The organism is Actinomyces israelii DSM 43320 (genome assembly GCF_000711965.1).
Lineage (GTDB): Bacteria > Actinomycetota > Actinomycetes > Actinomycetales > Actinomycetaceae > Actinomyces > Actinomyces israelii.
Genome location: NZ_JONS01000075.1, coordinates 1 through 10306 on the forward strand (window position 1 = coordinate 1; position 10306 = coordinate 10306).

General features: G+C 66.9%; 12 protein-coding genes. 9 read left to right on the forward strand and 3 right to left on the reverse strand.

Annotated features, from left to right (window positions below; all coding sequences use genetic code 11):
• Positions 1 to 89: 89 nt before the first annotated feature.
• Both eno and O145_RS14720 read right to left on the reverse strand, forming a co-directional pair.
• Positions 90 to 1376, reverse strand: a complete 1287-nt coding sequence (gene eno / locus O145_RS14715) for a phosphopyruvate hydratase (protein WP_043564333.1) — start codon at positions 1374 to 1376, stop codon at positions 90 to 92.
• 178 nt (positions 1377 to 1554) lie between these two features.
• Positions 1555 to 2136 (reverse strand): hypothetical protein, encoded by a 582-nt coding sequence (locus O145_RS14720; RefSeq protein WP_043564335.1) that lies wholly within the window; start codon positions 2134 to 2136, stop codon positions 1555 to 1557.
• A gap of 1101 nt (positions 2137 to 3237) precedes the next feature.
• Between O145_RS14720 and O145_RS14725 the strand changes: the two genes are divergently transcribed.
• Genes O145_RS14725 through O145_RS14735 form a run of 3 tightly spaced genes read left to right on the forward strand, consistent with a single transcriptional unit; the run spans position 3238 to position 5948 of the window.
• The gene (locus tag O145_RS14725) at positions 3238 to 4125 is read left to right on the forward strand and encodes an ABC transporter permease (RefSeq protein WP_043564337.1); all 888 of its coding nucleotides are present in this window, start codon (positions 3238 to 3240) and stop codon (positions 4123 to 4125) included.
• Positions 4122 to 5231 carry a hypothetical protein gene (locus O145_RS14730; RefSeq protein WP_043564339.1) on the forward strand — a complete coding sequence of 370 codons (1110 nt, stop codon included), beginning with the start codon at positions 4122 to 4124 and terminating at the stop codon, positions 5229 to 5231. Before O145_RS14725 ends, O145_RS14730 begins: the two co-directional genes overlap by 4 nt.
• 39 nt (positions 5232 to 5270) lie before the next feature.
• The gene (locus O145_RS14735; protein WP_043564341.1) at positions 5271 to 5948 is read left to right on the forward strand and encodes an ABC transporter ATP-binding protein; all 678 of its coding nucleotides are present in this window, start codon (positions 5271 to 5273) and stop codon (positions 5946 to 5948) included.
• A gap of 144 nt (positions 5949 to 6092) precedes the next feature.
• On the opposite strand, the gene O145_RS14740 is transcribed toward O145_RS14735, so the two are convergent.
• Positions 6093 to 6764 (reverse strand): LuxR C-terminal-related transcriptional regulator, encoded by a 672-nt coding sequence (locus O145_RS14740; protein WP_084682668.1) that lies wholly within the window; start codon positions 6762 to 6764, stop codon positions 6093 to 6095.
• Positions 6765 to 6851: 87 nt separating this feature from the next.
• On the opposite strand from O145_RS14740, the gene O145_RS14745 reads away from it, so the two are divergent.
• From O145_RS14745 to O145_RS14765, 6 genes are read left to right on the forward strand one after another with little or no spacing between them, the layout of a single operon-like run.
• Complete coding sequence (locus tag O145_RS14745; RefSeq protein ID WP_043564344.1) at positions 6852 to 7538, forward strand: TetR/AcrR family transcriptional regulator; 687 nt, start codon at positions 6852 to 6854, stop codon at positions 7536 to 7538.
• Positions 7538 to 7993 (forward strand): hypothetical protein, encoded by a 456-nt coding sequence (locus O145_RS14750; RefSeq protein WP_229118612.1) that lies wholly within the window; start codon positions 7538 to 7540, stop codon positions 7991 to 7993. The genes O145_RS14745 and O145_RS14750 overlap by 1 nt, the downstream gene beginning before the upstream one ends.
• Positions 7990 to 8958 (forward strand): arsenic resistance protein, encoded by a 969-nt coding sequence (locus O145_RS14755; RefSeq protein WP_043564346.1) that lies wholly within the window; start codon positions 7990 to 7992, stop codon positions 8956 to 8958. Before O145_RS14750 ends, O145_RS14755 begins: the two co-directional genes overlap by 4 nt.
• Before the next feature lie 52 nt (positions 8959 to 9010).
• Complete coding sequence (locus tag O145_RS14760) at positions 9011 to 9430, forward strand: DUF6941 family protein (RefSeq protein WP_043564348.1); 420 nt, start codon at positions 9011 to 9013, stop codon at positions 9428 to 9430.
• A gap of 22 nt (positions 9431 to 9452) precedes the next feature.
• A complete protein-coding gene (locus O145_RS19960) occupies positions 9453 to 9731 on the forward strand; it encodes a DUF4258 domain-containing protein (RefSeq protein WP_411265968.1) in 279 nt (92 codons plus the stop codon).
• Complete coding sequence (locus tag O145_RS14765) at positions 9728 to 10063, forward strand: DUF2283 domain-containing protein (RefSeq protein ID WP_043564350.1); 336 nt, start codon at positions 9728 to 9730, stop codon at positions 10061 to 10063. Before O145_RS19960 ends, O145_RS14765 begins: the two co-directional genes overlap by 4 nt.
• The last annotated feature ends 243 nt before the right edge of the window (positions 10064 to 10306 follow it).

The following is a 10306-nucleotide window of genomic DNA, read 5'->3' on the forward strand; positions in this document are numbered from 1 at the left end:
GCGCCGTGCCCGCCCCGAGCCGGAGCAGAGCCCCGGCTCAGGCTGCGACCCAGCGCCGTGCCCGCCCCGAGCCGGAGCAGAGCCCCGGCTCAGGCCTTGAAGCGCGGGAAGGCGGCGGCGCCGGCGTAGACGGCGTCCTCACCCAGGGCGTCCTCGATGCGCAGGAGCTGGTTGTACTTGTTGATACGCTCGCCGCGGGCCGGGGCGCCGGTCTTGATCTGGCCGGAGTTGGTGGCCACCGCGAGGTCGGCGATGGTGACGTCCTCGGTCTCGCCGGAGCGGTGCGAGGTCATCGTCTTGTAGCCGGCGCGGTGCGCCATCTCGACGGCCTCGAGGGTCTCGGTCAGCGAGCCGATCTGGTTGACCTTGACCAGCAGGGCGTTGGCGGCGCCCATGCCGATGCCCTTGGCGAGGCGCTCGGGGTTGGTGACGAAGAAGTCGTCGCCGACGATCTGGACCTTGTCGCCGATCTCCTCGGTGAGGGCCTTCCAGTGCTCCCACTCGTCCTCGGACAGGGGGTCCTCGATGGAGACGATCGGGAAGTCCTTGATGAGCTGCTCGTAGTACTTGACCATGTAGTCGTTGTCGCGGGCCTCGCCCTCGAACTTGTACGTCTTGGTCTTGTCGTCGAAGAACTCGCTGGAGGCGACGTCCATGGCCAGGCCCACGTCCTTGCCGGGCTTGTAGCCGGCCTTCTCAATGGCCTCGACGATGAGCTCCAGGGCCTCGCGGTTGGAGTCGAGGTTGGGGGCGAAGCCGCCCTCGTCGCCCAGGCCGGTGGACAGGCCGCGCTCCTTCACGACGGCCTTGAGGGTGTGGTAGACCTCGGCGCCCATGCGCAGAGCCTCGCGGAACGTGCTGGCGCCGATGGGGGCGATCATGAACTCCTGGATGTCCACGTTGGAGTCCGCGTGGGAGCCGCCGTTCATGATGTTCATCATCGGGACGGGCAGCACGTGGGCGTTCGGGCCGCCGATGTACTGGAAGAGGTTGAGATCGGCGGAGACGGCGGAGGCCTGAGCGGCGGCCAGCGAGACGCCGAGGATGGCGTTGGCGCCGAGCTTGCCCTTGTTGGGGGTGCCGTCGAGCTCGATCATGAGGCGGTCGAGACCGCGCTGGTCGGCGGCGTCGAAGCCGATGACCTTGGGGGCGATAATGTCGTTGACGTTGGCGACGGCCTTCTCGACGCCCTTGCCGCCGTAGCGGGACTTGTCGCCGTCGCGCAGCTCGACGGCCTCAAAGGCGCCGGTGGAGGCGCCTGAGGGGACGGCTGCGCGAGCGGAGGCGCCGTCCTCAAGCAGGATCTCGACCTCGAGGGTCGGGTTGCCACGGGAGTCGAGGATCTCGCGGGCTTTAACTGTCTCGATGAGGGCCACTTGGTGCTCCTTGTTCTGTGATCGATCTGAGGTGATCCGGACGCAAGGTTCAGCCTACCGGTCGCCGTCCGTCACTTCGAGGGCGTTGGTCCCCATTTACCGGACTGTTCACGCCCGGCGAGCACCAGGCCGACGCCGTCGAGCGCGGCGGGCGGGCACCAGAGGGCGCCCGACGGCGTCAGGAGGAGCGCGAGCCGCCCAGGGTGGGAGCCGCGGCGCTGCTCGGGACGAGCCAGTCACCCTGCTTGAGGGTGTACCGCGGCGAGGCCTTGCCGGCCAGCGACGCCTGCACGGCCCTGGCGGCCTCCGCGGCGGGCTGGAGCTGAGGGTTCCGATTCGCCGAGCTCAGCGCCTGACTGATGAGCGCGGAGCGCGCGACGTCAATGCTGACCCGGGAGTAGGAGCGATCATCGGGCTGACCAGAAGCAGCCGCGACCGTCTGGACGATGGCCTCCTGGGCGTCGTCGTCGGTCACGGTGAGGCCGTACTCCTCGGCGACCCCCTCAAGCGGCTGCAGGTTGACGAGGCTTGCCAGGACCACATCGGCGCTCATGCCCGGGACCTTGGAGAGCTCTGCAGCCGCGGTCTGGACGTCGCTCTCGGACACGGAGATGGTGTGGGTCGTGCCGCCGGCGTCCGCGTAGGTTCCGACGTACGCCTTGCCCGGGTGGTCGGAGCACCCCGCGAGCGCCCCTGCGGCCAGTGCCGCAGCGGCGGCTGCGGCGAGGAGACGTGCGGCGCGCGAAACGGGCTGGGTCACTGTGGGCTCCCTGTCGTGGGCTGGCGGGTGTCGGCGGACTGCCGGAGGCCTGTCACAGCCTCCGGGCGGGACCTGCGGTCCGGGTCCATGGTAGCCCGGCAGCCGGGGTTTCTGACGTCGCGTCCCGCATTCGCGCCCGCGCCGGACGCCTGCACCGAATGCCCGTGCCGGCCCTGCTCCGGCCGCCCGCACCGGCCGCGACCGATCTCGGTGCGGAAGTGAACCGATCTCGACACGGAACTCGACCGATCTCGGCGAAGGGAGCACCGGGCAAGCGAAGGGGCGCGCGAAGGGGCGGGCGGCTTGTCGTCCGAACGGTCGGCCCCGGCCGTAGACGCTTGCGACAGCGCCAGCAGGGTCACACTATAGATAACATGGACGTATTGCAGTGCTTGTCAGTTCGTAAGCGAACTGCTTCCAGCCTATAACGACTGCCCGGAAAAGTCAGAGGAGGCACGACCACGAAGAAAGCCAAGGCGCTCGGCGCGATCGCCGGTCTCGCGATCATCGGAGCCGCAGTCACAGCCGGAGCCGCATATGCCGATGGACAGAACTACGGCACCTCCTGGGAAAGTGGATTCTTCGGAGCCAAGGTGAACGGCTATGTCCAGATACAGGCCTCATACGATGACGACGGACTTCACGCGTGGAAAGGCTGCCACACTTTCACACGCCCGGCCGGTCCCACCCTGAACACAGGCCGGCTATGCACTGACCCCGCCTCAGGCTCCAACGACTCCAATATCTACTCGCGCACCGACTGGGTGTGGGACTCGCCGCTATGGGGAGACGACTACGTCACTTCCTACCACTGGAGCATTGACTACTTCTGATCCAATGCCCTGAATTTGCGCGCAGAGCCCCGCACCAAACTTGTATATTATGATGTCTATTGCGACGCCCGCGAACCGACGCCATAAGCACCGCCAGCGCACCCAAGATCGCAATAACCACATAGTTTCGCCGATTGAATTTACTTACGATCTCCCGATAGACGGGCTTCTAGCTGTCGCCTATGGGATTCTCGTCGCTTTTCTCGCAATTGCACTCATGTGGTGGACAGACAACAGGTCCGAGATCACTTACGGAATGAGCGGGCCAATGACCACAATCACGTTGATGAATAGCGGCCGCTCCGTCACTGAGGAGCAGCAGACGGACGCCGCACGCGAGTTACGCACATTCCTCTCCGAGAATGACATCAGTATGATCAAGGTCTCGAATGGCGATGGCCCTCCGGCCCTCGTGGTCTTCGACCCAGGCCACAAGATCGGTTGGACCAACTCACTCGATGCCGCCAGCAGTACTGCAGACCCGGCGCCCGGGGTGTACACCATTACCGGATCCTACTCGGACAGAACGTGGACATCCTCGGGGCAGGCTCCGCTCGCGCCACAGGGACTCGACGTGCTCGGCAGTATTGAAGTTCCCGGCTTAACGCCATCGAACAGCAATCTCCAATTCGTTGAGACTCCCGGAGCCGCCCCTCTCGGCACAGGAACGATGTACCTGGGAACGACGAACCCGGACACGGTAGCTCACATCATTAAGTTGTCGGAGGCGCAGGGACCACGCCTACAAAGTATCAAGCAGAGGTCAGCGCCGCCAACTTCCCTGATCTACAACGCGCCAGTTGCGATCTCAGCGATATTTGTGTCCTTAGGGCTTGCCTGCATCATGGCGTCTCTCGTCCTAAGGATGCCTGAGCAGCGCAAGGAAATCGGGTTGCGTGTGCTGGTTGGCGCCACCGGACTGGCCTTACTCCGCGACCGCGCCCGCCGGGAGTTGGTCCCCGTCATCGCCGGAACTGTGCTGGGCGCGGGAGTCGCGCTGGCGACTACGTCACTCATCGCCTCAAGCGCTCCCGATGATCGAGAAGTGGGTGTACTGACGTTCGGGGCGCTGGCGGGGGGAATGTTCATGTGGCTGGTTCGCCAAGCGATTTTCGCGACTCTCTTGCCCTTCTACCTCAGGAAGATCCTCTCATGATCCGCACGGAGATATCGGGTGGAATGCGGACCGCATGGCGCCACCGACGGAGCGCTGTGGGTGTCGCGCTCATGGTCACCGCCGTATGTGCGATCTTCACCGTGGCACTGTCGGACGTTATTACGGAGACATCGGTAATTATCGGGGCTAGGCACCTTCGCGAGCGCGACGCGGTAACGTTTACACCCTATTATGGCATAAGTCCGCTTTCCTTGGATCTAAGTACTGAAATAATGGAAAAACTCGGCGAGAGGATCGACAACGAAACAGCGTACACCGCTATCCTCAACAGTGTGGAAGTTGGTGACCATTCGTTCGCCGGAGGTAACCGGACCGTCGTCCTCATTGGAAACTCGGCACAGGCAGCATTATCCGGGGTCGAGGTATGCTCGCCGGCACCGTGCGCCATGGTCGGAGAGAACATTAAGAATGAGTTCGACGGTCCGCTCTACATTGGCGGCCAGACCGTCCCCGTTGTAGCGCGCACCCCCTCGACGGCCACGCTTTTTGATCCGAATGCCACAGGAATCGACCTGGGTTCCACGGTCCTCATCAACCTCCCTACGAGCAGCCTCGACCATCTGCATAACGAGGAGCGGGTGGAGGCGGTGAGCAGAACTGTCCTGTTCGCCCCCACGGATGACGAGGTCGCGCAGTTCGCAAGCGACGTAAATGACGAAGACCTTACCCTCGTCCCCCACCGCATCGCCGCCGACCAGCCGGAGCGCTACAGGGACATTATGACCAGGGCCGGACTGTACGGGCTCAGCCTGCTGGCGCTGACCGTGCTCATCCTGTTCGCGTACAGCACTTCGGTCAGGTCAACGCTCCGCCAGGAGAGGGCAGAGTTTCTCCTCCGCCACCAGTACGGCGCCACCACCGCCGAGATACGCGTGCGGGTCGCCGTCTTCCTTGCCTCCACCATGCTCGTGCTGCCGACATGCGCAATCCTCTTCTTCTCCCTTGCGGGGCCGCCGATCACAACCGCCGCGGCCGCAGCCGAGGTCGCACTGGTAGTGATCTACCTCGCACTCTTGGCGCAGACGACGCGCAGGATATCCAGGACCTTCTCCAGCACTGGCAGCAGACGGCGAAGAGACAGATGAATGAGCAACCTTGAACGGCAACATGATGAAAGAAGCGCTATGGCGCATGTCCTCGAGCTGCATGACATCAGCGTCGACTACCGCCGCGGCCGGAGCACCGTGCACGCGCTGCGCTCCGCGTCGCTGTCGGTGGATGAGGGCGAGTCGGTGGCGGTCATGGGGCCGTCAGGGTGCGGGAAGTCCACCCTGCTCGGCGTTCTCGGGCTGACGATCCGGCCCGACGGCGGCACCCTGCTCATCGACTCCGGGCGCGCGCCGACTGGGCGCACGCCCAGGGCGCGCGCCCGGAACCGTCTGATCGGCATGATCCCGCAGGACTACGCCGTCGTCGATCATTTGACCGCGCTGGCGAACATCTCGCTCCCCCTGGAGTACGCCCGCCCGCGCGTCGGCCGGCGAGAGAGGAAAGAGCGGGCGAGAAAGGCGCTGTCCGACGTCGGGATCGAGTGGGCCGGCACCCAGAGGCCGTCGCAGCTGTCCGGAGGGGAGCGTCAGCGGGTGGCCGTGGCGCGGGCGCTGGTCAATCATCCGCGATGCATACTCGCCGATGAGCCGACCGCCTCGCTGGACTCGCAGACCGCCCAGGACATCACGTCGCTGCTTGTCTCGCAGGCGCATCGGGCCGGCGGCTGCCTGGTCATCGCCACGCACGACCCCCGGGTCGCGAGCGGCTGCGACCGCGTGCTGACCATGACCGACGGGAGCCTGACGGCTTGAAGGCGCGCCCCGGCGCATCCTCGTCCGTCGAGATAGACATTTTCGTACGAGGTAGACGGTGACACCGTCTACCTCGTACGAAAATGTCTATCTCGACGGGGGCGCCGCACGCCCGCAGGCAGACCGCCCCGGAGGCGCGGGTAGTCATATGACGCCCCGACGGGCGAGCACCGCCACCGCCTCCGCGCGGGAGCCGACCCCGAGCTTCTTGTAGGCCCGGCGCGCATAGGTCTTCACCGTGGTCTCCGACACGGACATCCGATGAGCCACTGACTGAGTCGTCATTCCCTGCGCGTACAGATCAATCGCGCGGCGCTCCCTGTCGCTGAGAAGGGCGCTGAGGGGCCTCGCCACAGAAGAGTCGGCAGCCCCCAGCGCCTCCGCAGCCCCGCCGTCGCCGTCATCGGTCTCCTTTGATGGCGCCGGCATCGCAGCCGCACGCCGCAGCGCCTGCCGTATCGCCCCTCCGCCCAGCAGCAGCGCCGCCTTGGGCACTACGACCCGGGGCTCACCCCCATCCTCGGGACGCGGCGCCTGGCGGTCCAACGCACCGGAGGCGGACATTGCGACAACCGCCGCTCCGGCCTGAGACGCCTCCTTCTCCAGCGGAGCGGATTCCTCCGAGCGATCGGACACGGTATCGACCAGGATCACGTCGGGCGTCGGCTCGTCCGCAGCAAGATGGCGAAGAGCCGCCCGGCGGCTGCGCACCGACCACAGCAGGCGGATCCTCTCCGACGAGCGCTGCACCAGGTCCCGCAGGGCGTAGAGCACGAGCGGGTCGTAATCCACGACACCCAGACTGAGCACACTCATGGCAAACAGGCTACCGCCCAGCGGACCGCTGTGGGAGCAGCGGGCCCCGCGGATGGGCGGCGGACGCGGGCGTGCTACCCTCCCACCATGAGAGGCGAACGATCGTTAGCCGCCGAGGGCTCCCGGCCCCGCCGCACGACCTCCCGCGCGCGCCGCGCCTCCCGGGACACCCGCGAGGCCCTGCTGGACGCCGCCCTCGACCAGTTCTCCCGCAAGGGGTTCGGCGGCACCTCGATCCGCGACCTCGCCGGGGCGGTCGGCATCCGGGAGAGCTCGGTCTACAAGCACTTCTCCTCCAAGCAGGTCATCCTCGACGCCCTCATCGAGCGGGCCGACGAGCGCCTGGGCGCGGCGGCCGCCGACCTCGGCACGACCACCGCCGCGGGCGCCGACGCAGCCGCCGCCTACGAGGCCGCGAGCGAGGAGTCGCTGCTGGCGATCGCGCGCGGCATGCTCGACGTCGTCCTCCACGACCCCCAGCTCGCGCTCCTGCGCCGCCTCCTGACCGTCGAGCAGTACCGCGAGGCCGACGCCGCCGCCCGCTACCACGACTACTTCATCGTCCGGCCCCTGGCCCTCCAGACCGACCTCTTCCGCTCCCTGCTCGCCACCGGCGACTTCCGCGAGGGCCTGGACCCCGAGCAGGTCGCCCTGGCGTTCTTCGGGCCGGTCCACCTGCTCATCGGGCTCGCGGAGAGCGACGAGCGACGAGCCGACGCCCTCCTGGCCGGCCACATCCGGCACTTCCGGCGCACGCACCTGAGGAAGGTGTGATGCGGCTGTACCGCAGGACGATCAGGGCGCTGTACGCGGCGGCCTTCATCGGCGGGGGCGTCTGCCACTTCCTCCTCGGCAGGCTGATGCCGGACAGCTATGCGGCCTTCGCCGGCACCGCGCTGCTGCCCTGGCTGAGCAACCTGTGGCGCTCCTTCGTCATGCCGAACATCGGCCGGCTCACCATCGCCCTGGGCCTGTTCGAGATCGCCTGCGGCGCCGGCATTCTGCGCAGGCGCACGGCCGCCCTCTCCGCCTGGGCGATGCTCGGCTTCCTGGCACTCGTCACCGTCCTGGGCTACGGGTGGCCCGCCGCGTCGCCGGTCGAGGACCTGCTGAAGAACCGTCTGAGCACCCTGGTCATGGCGGGCCTGCTGCTGCCCCTGCTCACAACCGGCCGCGGGCGCCCGGCCCCCGGGCCGCGGGCCGGCGGCGGCGGTACGGTTCGACCGTGAGCGGACGCGGAGCGGCGGGTGCGGTCGCATGGATAGAGCGCCATCAGGTGCCCCTCTACCTTGCGGCCCTGGCGCTCGGGGCGACGACGGGCCTGGCTCTGCCGGCGGCCGCGGGCGCCCTTGAGCCCGTCATCAACCCAGTCCTGGTCGCGCTGCTGTACGCGACCTTCCTCGGCGTGCCCCTGACGCGTCTGCACGCCGCCCTCACCGGCGCCCGTTTCGTGGCGGCGCTCCTGGTCGTCAACTTCATCCTGGCGCCGCTGGTGGTGGCGGTCCTGTCCCGCCAGGTCGCCGACTCCCCCGCCCTTCTTATAGGACTCCTGCTCGTCCTCCTGGCGCCCTGCGTCGACTACGTCATGGTCTTCACCCGGATCGCGGGCGGCGCCTGGGAGCGCATCCTGGCGGCATCCCCGGTGCTCATGCTCGTCCAGACCCTCCTCCTGCCGGTGTGGCTGGTCGTCCTCGCGGGCCCTGGGGCCGCGTCCGTAAGCCGGCGGCCGTTCGCAGCGGCCTTCGTCCTCATGATCGCCCTGCCGCTGGGGCTGTCGGCGCTCACCCAGCGGGCCTCGGCCCGCCACCGCCTGGCGGCCCGGGTCGAGAGGGGGGCGACGGCGCTCATGGTCCCGCTCATGATGGCCACCCTGGCCGTGGTCGTCGCCTCTCAGATCTCCGAGGTTGCCTCCCACCTGGGCACTCTCGTGCGCGTCATCCCGCTCTACCTTCTCTTCGCCGCGATCATGCCGGCGGTGGGGAACGCCGTCGGGCGCCTGGCGCGTCAGGACGCGGGGTCCCGCCTGGCCCTGGCCTTCTCCGGCACCACCCGCAACTCCCTGGTGGTCCTGCCCCTGGCGCTCGCGCTCCCGGACGCCCTGGTGCCGGTCGTCGTCGTCACCCAGACGCTCGTGGAGCTCCTCGTCATGGTGGTCTATGCGCGGCTGCTGCCCCGTCTCATCCGCGACCCGTAGGCCGGGAACCAAAGGCCCCTGCCGCCGCACCGGCATCGTTACGATATAGAACATGCTTGAGCTCGACTACGCATTCTTGGCCGATTTCGCCACGATCCAGGACGGTACACTCACTGTTGTGGGGGCATCATTCACCCGGATGGTCGTCACCGAGTATCCGACCTTTGCGCTTCTGGGGGTCGCAGGCCGCATCCGATGCGACGAGCCCGATCGGAACACGATCAACGTGACGCTGAGGATCACCTCCCCAGGAGCGGAGCCGACGACCATCGAGGCCGTCAACGCGCTGGATGCTTCTGAGAAGGCAAATCATCCGTACGACAAGCATCGGCGAGGCATCGTCTTCGCCGTCCAGGTCAACCTTCCCGTCTTGGAGGAAGGAACCTACACCGTCGAGATCGACCTTGATGAGACTGACGGTGTTGACCGCACCCTCAAGTTCGAGGTACTCCGTCCTCAGGACGAGGAGTGAGCTGTGGCGATCTCCGTCTTCGATGTCCTGGCACGCCCTGGAACGGGCACGCCAACGCGGCATCGACACCTCCCGGATAGAGGACGCCGTCAACGATCCGGCCAGCCAGATGCCCGCCGATGGGCCGGGCAAGCGCAAGTACGTCGGACGCCCACACAAGGACAGGACTCAGCTCGTCGTCATCGCCTCCGATTCCTCCCAGCCCCACCGGGTGTGTCACAACCGTCACGTGCTACTACCGCTCGCAGTCCTGAGAGGGCGGTCTATGGTGGAGTCCCCGCGAAGGAGACGACCAAGATGAAGAGTCGCACGATCACCGTCGATACGTCGGTCGGAGCCTGCTACATCGCGCTCTCGGACTGTCCCGTTACTCGAACCGAGGAGTTCTCGGACGACGTTCTCGTCGATCTCAACGAGTACGGCGTCGCCGTCGGCATCGAGATCCTCGATCTCAACGCGCAGCTCCCTCTCACTGACTTATGCCGCCAGCTACACATCCATTCCAGCGATGAGCCCTACCTCGTCAAGCTCCTGCCGAACCTGAGGTACTCCCTCCGGTTCACGCTCCGCTCGGCTCCGGACTCGACGATTGCCGCACGCACCCTCGACCCCTCGAGGCTCGCCACTGTCTGACCCACAATCAACAGCAGCCGGACCAGATGCGGCGCGCCCGACATCAACGGTGGTCTGCAACGCGCAGATACGTTCACGTTCCGACGCGCTCCGCCCGGGCGCCCGGCTGTCAGCCTCCTCCCGGGGCCGGAGAACCTGACTCATGACGCTTAGTGTGCCGGGGGTGGGGTGCTCAGGGCGGTGAGGATGTCGTTAGCGGCGTCGGTCAGACGCGGTGCGGCTGCGAGGTGGTGGCCGTTGAGG

Excerpts from the sequence above, each read along its gene's own strand:
- O145_RS14765 (WP_043564350.1), top strand. The coding sequence starts at position 9,728 with ATGAAGAGTCGCACGATCACCGTCGATACGTCGGTCGGAGCCTGCTAC.
- O145_RS14760 (WP_043564348.1), top strand. The coding sequence starts at position 9,011 with ATGCTTGAGCTCGACTACGCATTCTTGGCCGATTTCGCCACGATCCAG.
- O145_RS14735 (WP_043564341.1), top strand. The coding sequence starts at position 5,271 with ATGGCGCATGTCCTCGAGCTGCATGACATCAGCGTCGACTACCGCCGC.
- O145_RS14725 (WP_043564337.1), top strand. The coding sequence starts at position 3,238 with ATGACCACAATCACGTTGATGAATAGCGGCCGCTCCGTCACTGAGGAG.
- O145_RS14750 (WP_229118612.1), top strand. The coding sequence starts at position 7,538 with ATGCGGCTGTACCGCAGGACGATCAGGGCGCTGTACGCGGCGGCCTTC.
- O145_RS14740 (WP_084682668.1), bottom strand. The coding sequence starts at position 6,764 with ATGAGTGTGCTCAGTCTGGGTGTCGTGGATTACGACCCGCTCGTGCTC.
- O145_RS14745 (WP_043564344.1), top strand. The coding sequence starts at position 6,852 with ATGAGAGGCGAACGATCGTTAGCCGCCGAGGGCTCCCGGCCCCGCCGC.
- O145_RS14730 (WP_043564339.1), top strand. The coding sequence starts at position 4,122 with ATGATCCGCACGGAGATATCGGGTGGAATGCGGACCGCATGGCGCCAC.
- O145_RS19960 (WP_411265968.1), top strand. The coding sequence starts at position 9,453 with ATGTCCTGGCACGCCCTGGAACGGGCACGCCAACGCGGCATCGACACC.